Origin of the sequence: Kribbella sp. CA-247076 (genome assembly GCF_050942445.1) — a bacterium.
Classification (GTDB): Bacteria; Actinomycetota; Actinomycetes; order Propionibacteriales; family Kribbellaceae; genus Kribbella.
Genome location: NZ_CP192051.1, coordinates 3,376,613 through 3,396,276 on the forward strand (window position 1 = coordinate 3,376,613; position 19,664 = coordinate 3,396,276).

Genomic DNA, 19,664 nt, shown 5'->3' on the forward strand with positions numbered 1-19,664 from the left:
CCGCACGTCCGGACGTTCCGGTGTGCGGGGCTCGGGTCCGCTGCCGCGTCTCGACCGTCATCGACTCCCAGCTACGGAGGAATCATGCGAGTTCTGGTCCGTGCGGCAGCGGCCGTCGCGGCCCTGGGCCTGGCCGCCGGTGGCATCGTCCCGGCGTCGGCGGGTCCGGCGGGTCCAGCGGGCAGGGCGGGTGCGGCGGTGCCGTGCCCGTCACGGAGCGGCCCCGGTGCCTATCCCAACCCGTTGCACGAGTGTCCGGCCGCCGATCCCGGGATCGTCGTCCGCGGCAACACCTGGTACGCGTTCACCACCGGACTCAAGCAGTACCGGTCGCGCGATGCCGGCCACACCTGGGAGGACCTCGGCCGCTTCGTCGAGCCGCCCGCCGGGTACGTCGACTTCTGGGCGCCGGAGGTGTACGAGATCGACGGGAAGTGGGTCGCCTACTTCAACATGCGGACGGCGCCCGGCCAGTTCAACAAGATCTACGTCGCCACGTCCGACGACCTCGAGTCGGGCTGGGTCCTCGACCCGACGCCGATCGCCGGTGAGCCGGACTACTCGCTGATCGACGCGAGCATGTTCCTCGACCGGGACGGGACCAGGTACCTGATCTGGAAGGACGACATCCAGGGAACCCTCACGAAGCGCATCTCGATCGGCAAGCTCTCGCCGGACGGGCTGACCAGAGTCGGGCCAGCGACCCAGATCATGCATGTGACGCTGCCCTGGGAGGGCAACTCGGTCGAAGGGCCGACCATGATCTACCGGCCCGAGCACGGTCTGTACTACCTGTTCTACAGCGGGAACCTGTACACCTGGAACGGCAACTACGCGGTCGGCGTCGGCCGGGCCACGTCTCCGACGGGGAACTTCGACGCCGGCAAGCACCGGGAACCGATCCTGCGCGGCGACGACCGGGTCGCGTCGCCTGGCCACCAGTTCGTCGCCGACGTCCGCATCGGCGGGCAGCAGCGGCAGATGCTCTTCTACCACGGGTACCCGTGGTACGACGCCGACGGCAACCAACTGCCGTCGGTGCAGACGCGCAAACTCATGATGGACGAGTTGCACTGGGACGCGGAGGGCTGGCCATGGGTGTACGACGGCACTCCCAGCGACTGACGGACGACGATCGCGAGCTGTCGCCGTACACCGGCTGGACGCACGAGCACTGGCGGACGATCGCCGACCGGACCTTGCTGGCGCTCAGGGATTTCGGGAGTCCCGGTCACGCGAGCCTGGATCTCCCGGGCCCGCCGTCCAGGTCCGGGCCGGCCAGTGACGGGCTGGAGGGCTTCGCCCGATCCTTTCTCACCGCGGGGTTCCGGCTCGCCGGGTCGGACGAGGACCCGCACGACCACGCCGGTTGGTACGCCGAAGGTCTCGCCGCGGGCGCGGATCCTTCGTCCCCCGAGGCCTGGCCGCGGCTGACCGACTTCGGCCAACCGCGCGTCGAGGCAGCCGCGATGGCGATCGCTCTGCACGAGTCTCGCCGGCAGGTGTGGGACAAACTCGACGACCGGACCCGGTCGCAGGTCGTCGAGTGGATGGCGCCCGCACTCGAGGTCACCTACCCGGCGAGCAACTGGCTCTGGTTCCAGAACGTCACGCTGGCCTTCCTGCGCTCGGTCGGCGGGCCCTGCGACGACGGCGTGATCCAGGAGAACATCGCGACGCTGGACACGTTCTACCAAGGCGACGGCTGGTACACCGACGGTCTCCGCTCCGGCCGCGCCACGCACTACGACTGGTACAACGGCTGGGTCATGCACCTGTTCTCGCTCTGGTACTGCCGGATGTCGGGCTCGGACCTGCTCGACGGCTACCGGGACCGGCTGCGGCAGTACCTGGACACGGCCCAGCATCTGGTCGGATCCGACGGCGCACCTCTTCATCAGGGTCGCTCGCTGGTGTACAGGTTTGCGACCGCCGCTCCGTTCTGGGCCGGCGCGATCTTCGACGCCGGTTCGCTGCGGCCGGGTGCGACCCGGCGGCTGACGAGCGGCATCCTGCGCTGGTTCGTCGAGGCCGGTGCCTGGGACGACCGCGGTCTCCTGGGTCTCGGCTGGCGTACGGCGTTCCCGCCGATGCGGCAGTCGTACTCCGGCCCGGGATCGCCGTACTGGGCCGGTCTGGGTTTCGCAGGCCTCGTGCTGCCACCCACCCATCCGGTGTGGACCGACCGCGAGGAGCCGTTGCGCCTCGAGCAGTCGGACGTCGCCGTGGTGGCGCGGCCGCCGGGGTGGCTCATCTCGGGTACGACGGCCGACGGCATCGTGCGGGTGGTCAATCACGGCACGGACCATGCCGGACCGGAGCCTGGCCTGGAGGATCCGCTCTACTCCCGGCACGGCTACTCGACGACCACCGCGCCTGACCTGGTCGGCGCCGAGGAGCGCCCGGACAGCCAGGTCGCGATCCGAACTGCCGACGGCCGGTGGTCGCAGCGACGCCCGATCACGGTGCTGACGTTGACCCCGCACGTGGCGGTCAGTCGCTTCCCGGTGCACTTCGGCGAGGCGGAAGTCGGCCTGACGGTCGTGACCGCGTCCGTCGTCCGCGGCCCCTTCGAAGTCCGCATCGTCCGCGTCGACGGAGAGTACGACGGGGAGTCGCTCGCGCTGACGATCTCCGGCTACGCGACCTGCGGGCCGGCGTCCACCGTCAGGCCCCTGATCGGCGAGTGGCAGGAGGGCTCCACGACCCGCCACGGCGTGAACGCCTTCGGTGACGTGTCGGTCACGCCCTGGGTCGAGGCAGCGCTCGAGCCGGGACGCATCTACGCCGCGCTCGTCGTCCTCGGCGACTCCGAGTACGACGACCAGATCACCGCCGGCATCGACGGTGCCACGGTTGTCGTCACCTGGCCCGACGGTCGGCAGGATCTCGTCAGTCTGGCGGAGTAGCGGCCCGGGCCTCGGCGGACATGGCTTCGGTGAGGACTTCGGCGGTCAGGGCGATCTGCCATTCGCGGGCGCCGTGGTCGCGGAGGAAGTTGCCGACCACGTCGAGCGTCAGGTCGGCCGGGGGCGCCCAGGCCAGCCGGCGGATCGTGTCCGGGGCCATCAGGTTCTCGGTCGGGAGGCGGTGGGCCTCGGCGATCTCGCCGACGGCCGCGCGGGCGGCCGACAGCCGGGCGGCCGCGTCCGGGTCGCGGTCGGCCCAGGCGCGGGCCGGCGGCGGGCCGTCGTACCGCGGGCCCTGCTTGGGGAGCTGGGAGTCGGGCAGCCGGCGGGCGTGGTCGATGGCCTCCCACCAGGTGCGCATGTGCCGGTGCGCGCCGCGGCCCTTGAACGCGGTCAGCCGCTGCAGCGTGTCCCGGTCGGCCGGCATCGCCGACGCGGCCTCGACGATCGCGGCGTCCGGCAGGATCCGGCCGGGGGAGATGTCGGCGGCCTCGGCGATCTGGTCGCGGGCCTCCCACAGCGCGCGGACCACGGCCAGGCTCCGGCGGTTGCGGACCCGGTGCATCCCCGACGTCCGCCGCCACGGGTCCGGCTTCGCCTCCCGCGGGGGCGCGGACAGGATCGCGGTGAACTCCTGCACGGCCCAGTCCCACTTGCCCTCGCGGCGCAGCTCCACCTCGATCGCGTCCCGGAGCTCGATCAGCATCTCGACGTCGAGGGCGGCGTACACCAGCCACGGCCCGGGCAGCGGGCGGGTCGACCAGTCGGCGGCGGAGTGCTCCTTGCGCATCCGGTAGCCGAGTACTTCGCTGACGAGTGAGGCCAGCCCGACCTTCGGGTACCCGAGCAGGCGGCCGGCCAGCTCGGTGTCGAACACCGTTCGCGGCACCATCCCGACCTCGGCCAGGCAGGGCAGGTCCTGGTTGGCCGCGTGGATGATCCACTCGGCGTCGACGATCGCGTCGCCGAGCGCGGACAGGTCGCCGAACGGGATCGGGTCGACCAGGGCCGAGCCGGCGCCCTCGCGGCGCAGCTGCACCAGGTACGCGCGGTGGGAGTACCGGTAACCGGAGGCGCGCTCGGCGTCCACGGCGACCGGGCCGGTGCCGGACCGGAACGCCTCGACCACGTCGGTCAGCGCGGAGTCGGTGTCGACGACGTCGGACAGGCCGTCACGGAGCTCGAGCAGGGGCAGGTGCGCGGTCGGGTCGTCCGGGACTGGCGGCTGCTGGGTCTCGGCCGGGCTCATCGGCCCCGCTGTCCGCGCCGGGTCGGCATCGCCACCACCCCCGGCGGCACCGGCGGCAGGCCGGCCGCCGTGCAGAGCACCTCGCCCCACGCCTCCGCGTGCCGGGTCACGTCCACGGCGCCAGCGGCTCCCGGGACCGGACTCCAGGACGCGCGGATCTCGATCTCCGCCGTCGCCTCGTCGTCGGCCATGCCGCCGAAACTCTCCGATACCACCCTGGTGACGGTACCGCTCGGCGCCAGGAAGTCGGCACCCCGGTCGGCGAGCGCCTCCATCAGCCAGGTCCAGCCCACGCCGCCGAGCAGCGCGTCGGTCACCATCTCCGGCTCGACGGCCGCACGCACGTACGCGACACAGCGGAAGGTCGACTGCCAGGCGTCGTTCCCGTCCGGGTCGTAGAGGATGACCAGCCGGCCGGTGGCGATGTCGTCGCCGTCGACCGTCACGTCGGCGCTGACCGCCGCCGCATGCGGTGCGATCCGCTGCGGTGCGGGCATCTCCTCGACGAATACCTCGGGCCGGAACCGGGCACCGCGCAACTGCGACACTGCCTCGGCGAACTCCGCGGGTGGCGCGTCGACCTGCTTGCGGGCACCCATGCTGGCAGCCTACGACTGATTACACACCGACGCTGCCCTCGACGCGCCGGTAACTGTTCGCGGTGCTTTGGCCGGGCCTCCGTGTCAGCGTGGTCGAGGCTGCGTGGGATCATCGCGGTGTGTCTTCGACTTCGCCCTCGCTGGATCGCTCTCCGTTTCTGCTGGCTGCCCGGGGTGAGCGCGGTCCGCACACGCCGGTGTGGTTCATGCGGCAGGCGGGGCGCTCGTTGCCGGAGTACCGGGCGATCCGTGCGGGCACCACGATGCTCGAGTCCTGTATGCGTCCCGACCTCGTCGTCGAGATAACGCTGCAGCCGGTACGCCGTTACGGCGTCGACGCGGCCATCTTCTTCTCCGACATCGTGCTGCCGCTGAAGGCGGTCGGCTTCGACATCGAGATCAAGCCCGGCGTCGGCCCGGTCGTCGCCGTGCCCGTCCGGGACGCGGCCGGCCTGGACTCGGTCCGCCCGGTCACGCCCGCGGACGTGCCGTACACCACCGACTCGGTGAAGCAGTTGGTCTCCGAGCTCGGCGGCACCCCGCTGATCGGCTTCGCCGGGGCGCCGTTCACCGTGGCGTCGTACCTGGTCGAGGGCGGGCCGAGCAAGGACCACGCGAAGACGAAGGCGCTGATGCACGGCGACCCGAAGCTGTGGCACGCGCTGGCGGACCGGCTCGCCGACGTGGCGATCGCGTACCTGACCGTGCAGATCGAGGCGGGCGCGTCCGCGATCCAGCTGTTCGACTCCTGGGCGGGCGGACTCTCGGCCCGCGACTACGCCGAGTTCGTCCAGCCGCACTCGGCCAAGGTGTTCGACGCGCTGGCGTCGTACGGCGTCCCGCGGCTGCACTTCGGCGTGAACACCGGCGAGCTGCTCGGCCTGATGAGCGAGGCGGGCGCGGACGTCGTCGGGGTCGACTGGCGGGTCCCGCTGGACGAGGCCGTACGGCGGATCAGCGCGGCCGGATCGGGGCCGAAGCCGGTGCAGGGCAACCTGGACCCGGCGCTGCTGTTCGCCGGCTGGGACGCGCTGGAGCCGGAGCTCGACCGGATCCTCGCGGAAGGCGCGGCGGCCCCCGGCCACATCTTCAACCTCGGCCATGGCGTACCGCCGGACGCCGACCCCGAGGTCCTGCACCGCGTCGTCCGTTACGTCCAGGAGAAGTCGGCGCATGTACCGGCTGCCTGACCACGACGTGACGCTCGAACCGCTGACCGCCGGGCACGCCGACGCGGTCCTGGCCTTCGAGCTCGAGAACCGGGCGTACTTCGCGCAGTCGATCACCGACCGTGGGGACGCGTTCTTCGAGGAGTTCCCGGCCCGGCTCGCGGCGCTGCTGGCCGAGCAGGACGCCGGGATCTGCCGGTTCCACGTGCTCGTCGACGACGCCGGAGCCGTGGTCGGCCGGGTGAACCTGGTCGACCTCGAGAACGGCTCGGCCGAGCTCGGCTACCGGATCGCGGAGAAGGCGGCCGGGAAGGGTCTCGCCACGGCGGCGGTGCGTGCGCTCGCCGGGCTGGCCGCCTCCGAGTACGGGCTGACGACGCTGCGCGCGGGGACGTCGGCAACCAACGTCGCCTCGCAGACGGTGCTGACGCGCGCCGGTTTCCGCCGGGTCGGTGAGGACCACCAGAACTACGAGTTGACGCTGGAGGGCTCGTGACCTCGGTCGTCGTGGTCGGCGGCGGGATCAGCGGGCTCGCGGCCGCGCACGCGCTGGCGACCGGCCCGAATCCGCCCCGGATCACCGTGCTCGAGGGCGCGCCCCGGCTCGGTGGCAAGCTGGCCGGCGCCGAGCTCGAAGGCGTGCCGGTGGACCTGGGCGCCGAGTCGGTGCTGGCCCGGCGGCCGGAGGCGATCGACCTGATCAAGGCGGTCGGGCTCGGCGACGACCTCGTCCACCCGGCGACCACCTCGGCCGGACTGTGGATCGGCGACCGGATCCGGGCGATCCCGCCGACGGTGATGGGCGTCCCGGTCGACCCGTCCGCGACGGCCGACGTACTCGGCCCCGAGGCGGCCGAGGAGGTCGCGCACGAGGCAGAGTTGCCGTCGCCTGCGCTGGCGGAGGACGTCGCGATCGGCCGGTTCGTGGCCGAGCGGATGGGCAGCGCGGTCACCGACAAGCTGGTCGACCCGCTGCTCGGCGGGGTGTACGCCGGCCGGGCGGAGGAGATCTCGCTCGCGGCCGCCGTACCCGAGCTGTATGCGAAGCTCCAGACCGCGCCGAGCCTGCTGGCCGCGACGGCCGAGCTGCGCGCGGCCGGGCAGAAGCGCGCCGGGCAGCCCGTGTTCGCGGGCATCGTGGGCGGCGTCAACCGGCTGATCGAGGCGTTGGAGAAGGACCTGACCGCCCGCGGTGTGGACATCCGCCGGAAGCTCGCGGTCCGCAAGCTCACCCGTGGACCGGAGGGCTTCGGGCTCGAGGCCGGGCCGGTGCCGGCACCGACGTACCTGACCGCGGACGCGGTGATCGTCGCCGCTCCCGCGGCGCCCGCGGCGCGGATGCTGGCCGGCCTCGTGCCCGCGGCGTCGACCGAGCTGGCGTCGATCGAGTACGCGAGTATGGCGATCGTGACGCTCGCGGTCCGCAAGCGGGACTGGCCGGAGGCGGCGACCGGGTCCGGTTTCCTCGTGCCGTCGGTCGAGGGGCGGACGATCAAGGCGTCGACGTACTCGCACGCCAAGTGGCAGTGGTCGAGTGACGCCGGGGGAGAGCTGGCCGTACTGCGTGCCTCGGTCGGACGACTCGGTGAGGAGTACGTGCTGCAGCGGTCCGACGACGAGCTGGTCGCGCTGGCTGCCGCGGACCTGCGGCGCGCTGTCGGACTACAGGCGCCCGTGGTGGGGTCTCTGGTGACCAGGTGGGGTGGCGGCCTCCCGCAGTACGCCGTCGGGCACCTGGGCCGGGTGGATCGGGTCGAGCAGGCTGTCGCGGCCGAGCCCGGTCTGGCGGTGTGCGGAGCGGCGTACCGGGGTGTCGGGATCGCTGCGTGCGTCGCGTCGGGCGGCCGGGCGGCAACCCGGGTGCAGGCTCACCTGGCGGCATTGGAGACAATGGCACCGTGACAGAGAAGCCGAAGGCGCGTGAGCTCAACAATGTGATCCGGTACACCATGTGGTCGGTCTTCAAGGTGGAGACCCCGCTGGGCGACGCGGACCGCGACGAGCTGACCGCCGAGCTGTCCGACCTGGTCGCCAAGCTGCAGGCCGACGACGTGGTCATCCGCGGGATCTACGACGTGGAAGGATTCCGGGCGGACGCCGACTTCATGATCTGGTGGCATGCGCCGACCTCGGACGCGCTGCAGAAGGCGTACCACGCGCTCCGGCGCTCCCGGCTCGGGCGGCACCTGTCGCCGGTCTGGTCGCAGCTCGCGCTGCACCGTCCGGCCGAGTTCAACAAGAGCCACATCCCGGCGTTCCTGGCCGACGAGGAGCCGCGGGCCTACGTCTGCGTCTACCCGTTCGTGCGGTCCTACGAGTGGTACCTGCTGCCGGACGAGGAGCGCCGGTTCATGCTGGCCGAGCACGGCAAGATGGCCCGCGGGTACCCCGACGTCCGGGCGAACACGGTGGCCTCGTTCGCCCTCGGCGACTACGAGTGGATGCTCGCGTTCGAGGCCGACGAGCTGCACCGGATGGTCGACCTGATGCGCGACCTGCGGGCGTCCACCGCGCGCCGGCACGTGCGCGAGGAAGTGCCGTTCTACACCGGCAAGCGGACCGAGCTCGGCGAGCTGGTCGCCAACCTGGCCTGACGGTGCGGCGCAAAGCGTTCCCGGTGCTGTACGTCACCGACGTCCGCCGGTCCGTCGACTTCTACACGCTGCTCGGCTACGAGCCGACGTACCAGTTCCCGCTCGAGGGCGACCCGCACTACGTCGGCCTCGAGCGCGGCGACTCCTCCCTCGGCATCGCCGATGCGAACTGGCCCGAGGCCCAGCTCGGCATCACCGTCGGCACCGCCCCGCGCTTCGAGCTCTTCGTGTACGTCGACGACGTCGAGGCCGAGGTGGAGACGTTCCGCGCCGCCGGTTACCCGATCCTGCAGGAGCCGGCCACCATGCCGTGGGGCGAACGCCAGGCCTACGTCTCCGACCCCGACCAGAACCCGATCGCCCTGGCCACCCCGGTCTGATGCCCGAGCACCTCACCGGCGGCCGGTTCGCCGCGCCGGTCCGCCACGGCGATGTGGTCGAACGCCAGGCGCTCCCGCCGAACTCCCGGGCCCTCCTCCGGCACTTCGAGACCGTCGGCTTCGACCTGGCCCCGCGCTACCTCGGGACCTCGGCCGACGGCCGGCGGGACCGGTTGAGCTACGTCGAGGGCGCGACCGGCTCGCCGCCGCTGCCCGCGGCCCTGCGGTCGGACGAGGCGCTGGTCAGCGTGGCGCGGGCGATCCGGGCGATGCACGACGCGACCGAGGGATTCGTCCCGGTCGACGACGGGTGGCGGCACCAGGAGTACGCCGTACCGGTGGTGACCGACTGCATCGGCCACGGTGACCTGGCGCCGTGGAACCTGGTCTTCGCCGGGACCGAAGTGACAGGCATCATCGACTGGGACACCGCCCGGCCGTCGAACCGGGCCTGGGACCTCGCGTACGCGGCCCACCAGTTCGTCCCGTTCCACCCGACCGGCGACCTGCCGCTGTGGGGCTGGCCGACACCACCCGACCGATCCGCCCGCCTCCGGCTGTTCTGCTCGGCGTACGGCGCGGACGTCACGCCGGCCGACCTGGTCGACCTCGCGGTCCTGCGCCTGCTCGGGGTGGCCGCCGAGATGGCGCAGCAGATCCGCGCGGGCAACCGGGCGTACGCCGTCCAGGCCGCGGACGATCATCCGGCCGGCTACCGCAAGGCGGCGGCCTGGATCCTCGCCGAGCGCGAGTCGCTGCTCGGCTGAAACTCAGGTGCCGGGTTTCTGGAAGAGGTAGTCCTCGGCGCGCATCGACGTCGGCGGTTTGACGTCGATCGGGAGGAGCTCGCGCAGGTCGCGTTCGGTCAGGCTGTCGGGGTCGCGGGCGGACAACCGGGTGGCCTGGTTGGAGATGGCTTCCTCGAGCACGTTCCGGATGAAGCGGCCGTTGCCGAAGTTGTGGCCCCGCGGAGCGGGCGGGATGATGTCGCGGACGACGTCCAGCACCGCGTCGGTGTAGAGCATGCCCTTCTGCCGCGCCTGCAGCTCGAAGATCGCGACCAGCTGGTCGGTGTCGTACTCGCTGAACGACAGCAGCTTCGGGAAGCGCGACGCCAGACCGGTGTTGGACTCCATGAACCGCTGCATCTCGCGGTGGTACCCGGCGACGATCACCACGCACTCGTCGCGGTGGTCCTCCATCATCTTCAGCAGCGTGGCCACGGCTTCCAGGCCGTAGTCGCCCGGGCTGTTCTCCGGGACCAGCGTGTACGCCTCGTCCACGAACAGCACCCCGCCGAGCGCCTCGCGGAACTTGGCCGCGGTCATCGGCGCGGTGGTGCCGACGGTGGAACCGACCAAGTCGGACCGGTCGACCTCGACCACGTGGCCCTTCTCCAGTACGCCGAGCTGCTTGTAGACCCGGCTGAGCAACCGGGCGATCGTGGTCTTCGCGGTACCGGGCTTGCCGACGAACACCATGTGCCGCGCGCGCTCGTGACTCGGCAGCCCGAGCTCCTGGCGGCGCAGGTTGGTCTTGATCTCGGCGACCATCCGGCGGACGGCGTCCTTGACCGACTCCAGACCGATCAGCGAGTCCAGCTCGGCGAGCGGGTTCTCGCTGTAGTCCACCGGTCCCTCGGTGCCGGGCTCCGGGTCGGCCTGCGCGCCGGCGGAGCCGGTGTCGCCCTGGATCGACCGCCACGCGCCCGACAGGCTCTGGTCCGACTGGGGCGACGCGGACCGCGCCCCGAGGGCTTCCCGCTCCCGGTCGAGGGCCCGGAAGAACGTGGTCAGGTCGGGGACCTGCGGCTCCGGCCACGGCCGGTCCGCGAGTACGCCGGCCAGGTGGACGGAGACCCGGGTCGCCGCGGCGGCCCACGACCGCGCGAGCGGTGCCTGGCCGTGTCGGACCGCGCGCGCCAGCCGCTCGGCGTTGCCGGTCAGCCAGAGCTGCGCGTCGTACCCACCCCGGATCTCGGCCAGCGCCTTCTCGACGTCCTGGGTGGCGCTGCCGAGGACCTGGGCGACGGCCGGTGGGATGCCGCCGAGCCCGGTGGTCAGCAGCACGCGGGACAGCAGTTGGGCGAAGTCGTCGGTGTCGTCGTCCGGCAGCGCCATCACCAGTCTGGCCTGGGCGTCCCGGAGTGAGTTGAGCGAGTAGCGCAGAGCCGACGTCGGGCCGGCCAATTCCGGGAGGGCTGCCCGCTCGGTGTCGGTCAGTGCCGTCGTCCGCCAGTACTGCACGATCTCGTCGTACCCGGCACTCGTGTGCATCCGGGTGGTCTCACGGTCGGCCAGCACCCGGTCGAACGCGCCCACCAGCGCCCTCGCACGGGTGGCCATCGGCGGCGCGTCGACGAACAGGGCGACCACGTCGCGGGAGAGCTGCAGTGCTTGCCGACGGCCCTGTTCCCGGAAGCCTTGCGCGCCGGCGAGCATCTGCAACGGCCAGTCGAGCGCCGCCACCCGGATCACGTGTCCCGACCCGCCGATCCGGACCGACGGCCGGTAGAAGTCCCGGGTGAGGACGGCGGAGATGTCGGCGTACTCGCCGTGCAGCACCGGGATCCAGCCGGTCAGCAGCGGTGCGACCTGGTGGGTGAACCACACCGCCGCCGGCGTCCCCTTGGCGAAGTCCGGGAAGGCGTCCGACCGCAGCGGCCGCAGCGTGCCCGGGTCGTCGCCCCAGGCCCGCGTCCGGCCGCGGATCCCGGCCAGCCACTCCTCGGGCACCTCCCAGGGCTCTCCAGCCCCGAGAACGTCGAGCACACGCCGTCGACGGGTCTGGTCAGCCACATGAATCCTTTCCGCCCTGAGGCACAGCGCACCGGGCCGGCTACGCGCTGGCTCACTCTAGTGCGTCAGCAGCCGACCGCGGCGGCCGGACTCAGGAGGCGGGCTGGAGGGTCAGGCTGACGCTGTTGATGCAGTAGCGCAGGTCGGTCGGGGTCGGGTAGCCCTCGCCCTCGAACACGTGGCCGAGGTGGGAGCCACAGTTGGCGCAGCGGACCTCGACGCGCTTCATGCCGAGCGTGGAGTCCTCGATGTACTGCACCCGGTCCTCGGCCAGCGGGGCGAAGAACGACGGCCAGCCACAGTGCGAGTCGAACTTGGACTCGCTGCGGAACAACTCCGCGTCACACGCCCGGCACTTGTACACCCCGACCGTCTTGGTGTCGGTGTACTCACCGGTGAACGGCCGCTCGGTGCCGGCCTGGCGCAGTACGTGGAACTCGGCGGGGGAGAGCTGCGCCTTCCACTCCGCCTCCGACTTCTGTACGGCGTACTGCTTGATGTCATCTGTCACGCCTCAAGTATCGGCGTCCGGGCAAGGAAAACCCCGCCCGGACGCCGCCCGTAAGGCTCCCGTGATCAGCGCACCCAGGACGGCAGCGGGATCACCCGGGCGACCTGCGGGTCGTGGTCGCTGATCTGGTCGGGGAACTCGGAGTTCATGTGGACGATGTCGTACGACGACGCCGGCCGCAGGTTCTGCGAGATCAGGATCTGGTCGAGGATCTGGCTGTTGCCCTCGAACACGTAGCTGTAGCGCTCCTTCACCGGCAGTGTCCGCGGCAGGTCGACCAGCGCGGTCTTGCCGGAGCCGACCAGGATGTCGGTCGTCCGGGAGAAGTCGAAGTCGTTGATGTCGCCGAGCACGATCACGTTCGCGCCCTTGTCCTTCGCCAGGAGCTGGTCGACGAAACCGCGCACCGACTGCGCCTGCTGGTGCCGCTTGGGTGCGGTCACCTGGACCGGCGGCTGGGTCCGGCCCCACAGCGGGTCGTCACCACCCTTGGAGCTGAAGTGGTTGACCACTACGAACAGACTCTGGCCGTGCCAGGTGAACTCGCCGGCGAGCGGCACGCGGGCGGCCTCCCACGCCGGGTTGGCCGGGTCGACGCGGCCGGGCGAGGAACTCAGGTGCGGCCGGCCGAACCGGTCGGTGACGATCGTGGTCGGGACGGTGGAGCCGCCGCCGGCCCGGTCGACGAACTTGACCGGCTTGTCGGTCCGGTACAGGAACGCGACCCGGATGTTGCCGCCCGGCTCGCCGCCCTCGGCGTTGTTCACCGGGTCGATCTGGCGCCACGCGTACTTCGGCCCGCCGGCCTTGACGATCGCGGCCGTCAGCAGGTTCAGGGTCACGTCGGCGGCCGTCGTACCGGAGTTGGTCGCGCCGTCGTTGTCCTGCACCTCCTCCAGGCCGATGATGTCGGGCGAGGCGAGGTTGCGGACGACCGTCTGGGCCAGCCCGTCGAACTTGGCCGCGCCGTCGGACGGGTCCAGGTTCTCCACGTTGAAGGTCGCCACCGACACCTGCAGCGGCGACGACCGCCGGGTCGACTCACGCTGCACACCACCGTCGACGACGGTCGGGGTCTGCGTGGGCAGGAACTTGAAGTTGCCGAACGAGTAGTCGAGCACACCGGCCACGACACCGGCCAGCTTGTCGCCGGTCTTCGCGTCCGGGATCGGCGCCAGGACGTCGTCGAGCAGTACGCGCTCCGGGTTCGAGTCGGTCTTCTGCAGCACGATGCCGCCGCGGACGGTCCGCACACTCGAGCCCGCCGGTACGACGGACAGCTCGCGGAAGGAACTGGTCGGGCCGGTGACCTGCGGCCGGTCGATGCCCAGCCACATGCCCTCCAGCGACTCCCAGAAGTCGAGACCGTCGGTTGCCGGCTGGAAGGTGCCGGTGGTCTCGACGTCACCGGTGGAGTCGTCGTCGATCACGGTCGACGGCGGCACCCGGCCGCCCGGGCCGACGATCGTCGGAGCCGGTACGGCGGCCGTGCCCGTGACCGTGATCGTCGGGTTGGTGAGCTCGGTGGTGGTCAGGTTGTCGGTGCCGCCCGAGCCGCCGGGACGGAACTCGGTGACCGTGCCCTTCACGGTCACGGCGTCACCGGCGTTCACCGTCGGCGCCGAGCCGGTGAAGACGAACAGGCCCTCGCTGGTCGCCGGGTCGGTGTCCGGCTGCGGGTCCTGGAACCAGAAGCCGTTGCCGCTCTTCGCGGTGACCACGCCGGTGACGTTGCCGACGACCTTGCCGGCCAGCGGCGACAGGTGCGCGGAGCCCTGGATGTCGTGGATCTTCGCGTCGACGGGGTCCGGGTCCGGCGGCGTCGAGGTCAGCGTCTTCGGCGACGGCGCGGCCGCGGCGAACTCGGTGCTGTTGTTGTCCGCGTCCGCGGTCGGGACCTTGCGGGTGGCCGACGTGGTGTTCGACAGGCCCGGCGCCGCCGCGGTCTCGAAGTCGTTCGCCGTACCGTAGCCAACGAAGTCGACCACACCGGCCGCGGTCGAGCAGGTCGCCCCGCAGGTCAGCGCCGTCTGGCCGTTCACCAGGGCGACCTTGCCGGACGACGAGGACATCGGGATGGTGCCGGTCGCGTCCGGAGCCGGCAACGGCGTCGTACCGCCGGCGCCCTGCGCCTCCTGGACGAGGTAGGCGGCTCCCGGGGCGATGCTGCCGCTGAGGTTGGTGACCTGCCACGTCGTGCCGGCGGCCGACGCGTACTGGACCGACCATCCGCTCAGGTCGATCGGGCTCGTGCTGTTGTTGGTCAGCTCGATGAAGTCGTGCGTGTACTGCGCGCCGCTGTTGCCGCCACCGCCGTACACCTCGGTGATGACGACGGTCGACGAGGCGGCGTCGGCCGGTGCGGCGACGACGGCCACCACCGCTCCGGAGACGACGAGACTTGAGGTGACCACGAGGGCGCCCAGGCGGCGCCGTGATCGGATCTGGGCAGACATGGCCCGGATTCTCACACCCGGACCGGTCCCGGCCAAGGTCCAACACATGAACACCAGGTACGCCCGCGAAAGGCACGGGGGATCATTCGCCGGCCAGCGACACCAGTCGGTAGACCTCGAGCGGCTCGGCCTTGCCCTTGAGCTCCACCAGCCCCAGTGACTCGGTCACCGCCGCGGGCAGGAGCGCCTTGGTCGCCGGCCCGATGGCCACGCCGCCGCCGGGTGCCTTCCCCTCGATCCGGGAGGCGACGTTGACGGTGTCGCCGATGACGGTGTGCGTCCGGCCGCCTTCGGTACCGAGCAGGCTGACGGAGGCGACCCCGCTGTTGATGCCGACCCGGAACCGCGGCCACTGCGGGTGCGCCGCCTGGACGGCGGCTGCCGCGTCCTGCAGGGCGAGCCCGGCCGCGGCCGCCCGTGCGGCGTGGTCCGGCTGGTCGCCGCGCTTGTTGAAGGTGACCATCAGCGCGTCGCCGATGATCCGGTCGACGTCGCCGCCGTGCCGCCGTACGACGGGTGGGACGACGACCTGGAAGTACGTATTCAGCATCGCGGTGACCTCGGCCGGGTCGTGGTGCTCGGAGAACGTGGTGAACCCCTGCAGGTCGGCGAACAGCACGCTCAGCTCACGCCGGCCGGACACGGTGTCCTCGAGGTACAGGTCGGCGAACCGCTCCTCGTACCACTGGATCCGGACACCGGCCACGACCAGTACGAACGCGGCCAGCATCAGCACGTGCCACTCCCACCACGACAGCGCCCAGTTCCGCGCGAACACCAGCGCCACCATCGCCTCGGCGAGCAGGACGAACGCGGCGATCATCGACAGCAGCATCAGCGACGGCCGCTCCCACCACGTCCGCAGGTACCGCCCGGCCGCGACGGCGTACAGCACGATCGCGGGAATCGCGAGCCCGGTGAGGATGCCGTCGGCAACCTCCGGTACGACGGTGTCGTGCAGCGGAGGCAGTCGCAGCACCGACGCGAGTGCCCACAGCGCCATCAGCACCAGCAGGGCCGCCCGCAGCCACCGTCCCCACCTGACCGCGGAGACCGCCCGTCCGCCCGAGAAGTTCAGACTCGACAGGACCGCGAACACCGAGGCCAGCGCGACCCCGAACGGCGTCGCAAGCGTGAAGCCGGCGTTCGGGGTCTCGAGCAGGACCTTCGGCGTCGCCAGCGCGTGCAGCCCCAGGAAACCGGCCGCCGAGAGGAACGCCAGCGACACGAACAGCACCCGCGGATCACCCCGCCGCAGCGCGGCCGCACCAGTCACGTACGCGAGTACGGCGCTCAGCACCGCGGTCACCAGGACCAGCCAGAAGTGCGACGGGTGGTGCTGCCAATGAACGTCCAGTTGCGGCCGCTGCAACAGCAGGAGCAGGCCCGCCAGCGGGATGAGCAGCACCAGTGCGGTCAGCGCGATCATCGCCGGCGTGTAGACGAACCGCCGTTCAGACATCCGCGGTCGCCTTCAGGTGCGTGTGGATCTGGGACACCACCACCGAACCCTCGCCGACCGCCGAGGCGACCCGCTTGACCGACCCGCAGCGGACGTCGCCGATCGCGAACAGACCGGGCAACGTCGTCTCGTACGGCTGCGGCGGCCGGGACTCGTTCCACTGCGGATCGGCGGCCGCGTCGGTCCCGCTCAGGACGAACCCGCGGCCGTCCCGGCCGACCTTCTCCGGCAACCACTTTGTGCCCGGGACCGCGCCGATCATCACGAACAGCCCGGCGGACGGCATCGACTCCTCGGCGCCGGTCTGCCGGTCCCGCACGGTCACCTGCTCGAGCCGCCCGTCACCACCTCCGCCGACGATCTCGCTGTCGGCCCGCACGGTCACGTTCGGCGCCGCGTCGATGGCGTCGATCAAGTACTGCGACATGCTCGCGGTCAGATCGGGTCCACGGATCACGAGCGTCACCAGGCGGCAGTACCGGGCCAGGTGCAGGACCGCCTGCCCGGCCGAGTTGCCGCCACCGACCACGCAGGCATCCATGCCCTGCAGACCATGGGCTTCCGAAACACTCGCGCCGTAGTACACGCCGTTGCCCATCAACGACTCCAGCGCCGGTACGTCGAGCCGTCGGTACGACACCCCGGTCGCCAGGACGACGGCCCGCGCGGTCACCTCACCGACATCGCCGATGACAGCGCGGAAGTGGTCGTCCTCCTTCTCCAGCGAAACGATCGACCGCATCAGCACGAAGTGAGCGCCGAACACCCACGCCTGCTGGTACCCGCGCTGCGCCAGCTCCGACCCGCGGATGCCGCGCGAGAACCCCAGGTAGTTCCGGATCAGCGAGCTCGTGCCGGCCTGCCCACCGATGGACTCCCGCTCGACCACCAGCGTCCGCAGCCCCTCCGAGGACGCGTAGACCGCAGCGGCCAACCCGCCCGGCCCGGCGCCGATCACCAGGACGTCGAACGCGTCCGCGCCGTCGGCCAGCGTCGTCGGCACCCCCCACGCCTCGGCGATCTCCGCGTCGGTCGGATCATGCAGTACGGCGCCGCCGACGGCCGGCATCCACACCAGGACGCCGTCGCCGGGATCCGGCTCGCCGATGAACCCGAGCGCGGCCTCGGCCAGCGGCGTACCGCTGGCGCGGAAGGCGCTCGGGATCCCGTTGCGGGCCAGCAGGCTGCGGATCGCCTGCCCGCGGACCGAGTGGTCGGACGCGATCACGACCACCTCGCGCAGGTTCGCGACCTCGGTGCGGGACCACTCCTGGATGAACTCGGCCACCGTCCGGTGGAACAGCTCGTCGCGCTCGATCCACGGCTTCAGCACGTAGTAGTTGATGTCGCCGACGGACATCGCGGTCAGGATCGCGGACGCGGTCGAACGGTCCGCCCACGATCCCCACTCGACCAGCAGGGCCCGGCGCGCGTCCGGGTGCAGCGTCCTGGCCTGGTCGAAGATCGCGGTCCGGTCGTCGTCGGCGAGCACGTGGTCGACGAGGACGACGGCGACCCGCTGTTCCAGCTCGTGCGCGAGCCGCAGGACCTCCGACGCCGCGGCCGCGGTCAGCTCGCCGCGGACGCGGAAGTCGACGCCGAACGCCCGCTCGAGCTCTGTCTCACTCCGCTCCAGCTGGACCGGATCGGTATCCACGACCAGTATCAGTGGCCGTGCCTCACGCAGGCTGGACCTGCCCCCGGGTTCCCCTCCCATGCTTGTGACGGTAGGTCCGCGCGCAGCGATGAGCAATGGACAAAACGTTTGTTCGCCGGTCCTGTCCGCCCCAGTGGGACAGGACCGGCGAAAACCGATCACTCAGTTGACGCTGACCGCCGACCACGCCGCGGCGACGACCGCGCGCTCGTTGCTGCTCGCGCCGTACAGGTCGGTGGCCGCGTTCAGCGTCGCGGTCCGGGCCTGCGCGTACGTCGTCCCCGTCGTCATGTACGTGGTCAGGGCGCGGTACCAGATCTTGCCGACCTTGTCCCGGCCGATCCCGGTCACGGCCGAGCCGTTGCAGCTGGTGGAGTTGTGCGGCAGGCCGCCGAACTCCTTGGCGCCGGTGCCCTCCGCGGCCAGGTAGGCGAAGTGGTTCGCCACGCCGGACGAGTAGTGCACGTCGAGGTTGCCGACACCGGAGTAGTAGCAGTCGACCGAGTTGCCGTCCTTGCTGGGCTTGTCCATGTACCGCAGCGCCGGCCGGTCCTTCATGATCTCCTCGCCGATGTAGTAGTCACCGGGATCGGCGGCGTTGCCGGCGTAGAACTCGACGAAGGTGCCGAAGATGTCGCTGGTGGCCTCGTTCAGGCCGCCGGACTCACCGGAGTAGGTCAGGTTCGCGGTGGCGGTGGTGACGCCGTGGGACATCTCGTGACCGGCCACGTCGATCGACACCAGCGGACCGGCCACGACGCCGTCGCCGTCGCCGTACGTCATCTGCTTGCCGTCCCAGAAGGCGTTCACGTAGTTGTTGCCGTAGTGCACCCGGCTCGGGACGCCCTTGCCGTCGTTGAAGATGCCGTTCCGGCCGTGCTGGGTCTTGTAGTAGTCCCAGGTCTTCGCGGCGCCGTAGTGCGCGTCGACGGCGGCGGTCTGCCGGTTGGTGTTCACCCCGTTGCCCCAGTGGTTGTCGGCGTCGGTGAACCGGGTCGGCACCGGGCAGCCCAGGCCGAACAACTGGCACAGGATCGAGTCGGTCTTGTTGTTCGCGTCCGCGGTGAAGCCGTTGCCACGAGCCGGGTCGGTCAGCGTGAAGCCGCCGGTGGCCGGCGTACTGTCGATCGGCACCGTCCCGCTGTACAGGCTCTGGCCGTCGCCGGTGGCGGTGTGGATGTGCTGCTCGGCGACCAGCTTCGCGCCGGTCAGCGCGTCGATCGTGGTGGTGACGTGGCTCGGCGTACCGTCCGCCTGCGTCCCGGCCGAGGCGACCTGATACGCCAGTCGCGGCGCACCCTTGCGGGCCTCGATCACCAGCGCGGGTTTCCCCTCGGCCTTCTGACCGCGGGAGAGCGCCTTCGCCGTGGCGGTGGCGGCGCTCAGCTTCGGGGTGCGGCTGACGTCGGCCGGGCGGCTCAGCGTCAGGCTGGCGCCCTTCCAGCCGCCGTCCTTGGCCTGGTGTACGACGACGTCGCCGCCGAGCACCTTGAGCCCGCCGATCGTCCGGTCCATCCGGACGTGGGTGGAGCCGTCCGCGTCGACGATGACGTCGCGGACGACGAAGGCGTCGGCGCCGGTGGCCTTGACGGCGGCGGGATTGCCGTCGATGGCAGCCTTGGCCCGGGCGACTGCGGCCGTAGGCGCGGGGACGGGGTCGGCCGTCGGCGCGCCGGTGGCGGTGGTGGCGCTGGTCAGACCGAGGGCGGTCGTGGTCGCCACTGCGGTGGCAGCGGCGAACAGGGCGGATCTGTTCATCCTCGCGCTCCTTGTTTCGGCGTCCCGGGGGCCTCACGCCCCGGGAACGAGGTGCTCGCACGTTACCGCTCGGTCACCTACCGTGGCCAGAGGTGGAGAAAAGTTGCCTTTCCGCCGCACGA

16 protein-coding genes are annotated in these 19,664 nt (G+C 71.3%); 8 read left to right on the top strand and 8 right to left on the bottom strand.

Annotated elements, in window-relative coordinates; genetic code table 11:
• Window positions 1–84: 84 nt before the first annotated feature.
• Entirely contained in the window at window positions 85–1,125 is a 1,041-nt protein-coding gene (locus ACQPYZ_RS15950) for a glycoside hydrolase family 43 protein (RefSeq protein ID WP_433168890.1), read from the top strand.
• Window positions 1,095–2,909 (top strand): DUF2264 domain-containing protein, encoded by a 1,815-nt coding sequence (locus ACQPYZ_RS15955; protein WP_433168892.1) that lies wholly within the window; start codon window positions 1,095–1,097, stop codon window positions 2,907–2,909. The genes ACQPYZ_RS15950 and ACQPYZ_RS15955 overlap by 31 nt, the downstream gene beginning before the upstream one ends.
• Here the strand turns inward: ACQPYZ_RS15955 and ACQPYZ_RS15960 are convergent.
• Window positions 2,893–4,158, bottom strand: coding sequence for an HRDC domain-containing protein (locus tag ACQPYZ_RS15960; protein ID WP_433168894.1), 1,266 nt, complete (start codon window positions 4,156–4,158; stop codon window positions 2,893–2,895). The genes ACQPYZ_RS15955 and ACQPYZ_RS15960 overlap by 17 nt on opposite strands.
• The gene (locus tag ACQPYZ_RS15965) at window positions 4,155–4,757 is read right to left on the bottom strand and encodes a DUF3000 domain-containing protein (RefSeq protein WP_433168896.1); all 603 of its coding nucleotides are present in this window, start codon (window positions 4,755–4,757) and stop codon (window positions 4,155–4,157) included. The genes ACQPYZ_RS15960 and ACQPYZ_RS15965 overlap by 4 nt, the downstream gene beginning before the upstream one ends.
• A gap of 206 nt (window positions 4,758–4,963) precedes the next feature.
• Here ACQPYZ_RS15965 and hemE point away from each other — a divergent pair, with 206 nt between their 5' ends.
• From hemE to ACQPYZ_RS15995, 6 genes are read left to right on the top strand one after another with little or no spacing between them, the layout of a single operon-like run.
• Entirely contained in the window at window positions 4,964–5,947 is a 984-nt protein-coding gene (hemE, locus tag ACQPYZ_RS15970) for a uroporphyrinogen decarboxylase (protein ID WP_433169696.1), read from the top strand.
• The gene (locus ACQPYZ_RS15975; RefSeq protein ID WP_433168898.1) at window positions 5,931–6,422 is read left to right on the top strand and encodes a GNAT family N-acetyltransferase; all 492 of its coding nucleotides are present in this window, start codon (window positions 5,931–5,933) and stop codon (window positions 6,420–6,422) included. Before hemE ends, ACQPYZ_RS15975 begins: the two co-directional genes overlap by 17 nt.
• Window positions 6,419–7,828: a protoporphyrinogen oxidase gene (gene hemG / locus ACQPYZ_RS15980; RefSeq protein WP_433168900.1), complete on the top strand. Its 1,410-nt coding sequence runs from the start codon at window positions 6,419–6,421 to the stop codon at window positions 7,826–7,828. The genes ACQPYZ_RS15975 and hemG overlap by 4 nt, the downstream gene beginning before the upstream one ends.
• A gap of 47 nt (window positions 7,829–7,875) precedes the next feature.
• Window positions 7,876–8,520: a hydrogen peroxide-dependent heme synthase gene (hemQ, locus tag ACQPYZ_RS15985; RefSeq protein ID WP_433169697.1), complete on the top strand. Its 645-nt coding sequence runs from the start codon at window positions 7,876–7,878 to the stop codon at window positions 8,518–8,520.
• 2 nt (window positions 8,521–8,522) lie between these two features.
• Window positions 8,523–8,900 carry a VOC family protein gene (locus ACQPYZ_RS15990; protein ID WP_433168902.1) on the top strand — a complete coding sequence of 126 codons (378 nt, stop codon included), beginning with the start codon at window positions 8,523–8,525 and terminating at the stop codon, window positions 8,898–8,900.
• Window positions 8,900–9,667, top strand: coding sequence for a phosphotransferase (locus tag ACQPYZ_RS15995; protein ID WP_433168904.1), 768 nt, complete (start codon window positions 8,900–8,902; stop codon window positions 9,665–9,667). Before ACQPYZ_RS15990 ends, ACQPYZ_RS15995 begins: the two co-directional genes overlap by 1 nt.
• 3 nt (window positions 9,668–9,670) lie before the next feature.
• On the opposite strand, the gene ACQPYZ_RS16000 is transcribed toward ACQPYZ_RS15995, so the two are convergent.
• The 6 genes from ACQPYZ_RS16000 to ACQPYZ_RS16025 all read right to left on the bottom strand — a co-directional run bounded on the left by ACQPYZ_RS16000 (window position 9,671) and on the right by ACQPYZ_RS16025 (window position 19,542).
• A complete protein-coding gene (locus ACQPYZ_RS16000; RefSeq protein ID WP_433168906.1) occupies window positions 9,671–11,698 on the bottom strand; it encodes an AAA family ATPase in 2,028 nt (675 codons plus the stop codon).
• A 91-nt stretch (window positions 11,699–11,789) separates the two neighbouring features.
• Window positions 11,790–12,209, bottom strand: coding sequence for a peptide-methionine (R)-S-oxide reductase MsrB (gene msrB, locus ACQPYZ_RS16005; protein ID WP_433168908.1), 420 nt, complete (start codon window positions 12,207–12,209; stop codon window positions 11,790–11,792).
• A gap of 65 nt (window positions 12,210–12,274) precedes the next feature.
• A complete protein-coding gene (locus tag ACQPYZ_RS16010; protein WP_433168910.1) occupies window positions 12,275–14,665 on the bottom strand; it encodes a lamin tail domain-containing protein in 2,391 nt (796 codons plus the stop codon).
• A gap of 82 nt (window positions 14,666–14,747) precedes the next feature.
• Entirely contained in the window at window positions 14,748–16,127 is a 1,380-nt protein-coding gene (locus tag ACQPYZ_RS16015; protein WP_433168912.1) for an adenylate/guanylate cyclase domain-containing protein, read from the bottom strand.
• Window positions 16,120–17,784 carry an FAD-dependent oxidoreductase gene (locus ACQPYZ_RS16020; protein WP_433168914.1) on the bottom strand — a complete coding sequence of 555 codons (1,665 nt, stop codon included), beginning with the start codon at window positions 17,782–17,784 and terminating at the stop codon, window positions 16,120–16,122. Before ACQPYZ_RS16020 ends, ACQPYZ_RS16015 begins: the two co-directional genes overlap by 8 nt.
• A 162-nt stretch (window positions 17,785–17,946) precedes the next feature.
• Complete coding sequence (locus ACQPYZ_RS16025) at window positions 17,947–19,542, bottom strand: M4 family metallopeptidase (RefSeq protein WP_433168916.1); 1,596 nt, start codon at window positions 19,540–19,542, stop codon at window positions 17,947–17,949.
• Between the last annotated feature and the right edge of the window lie 122 nt (window positions 19,543–19,664).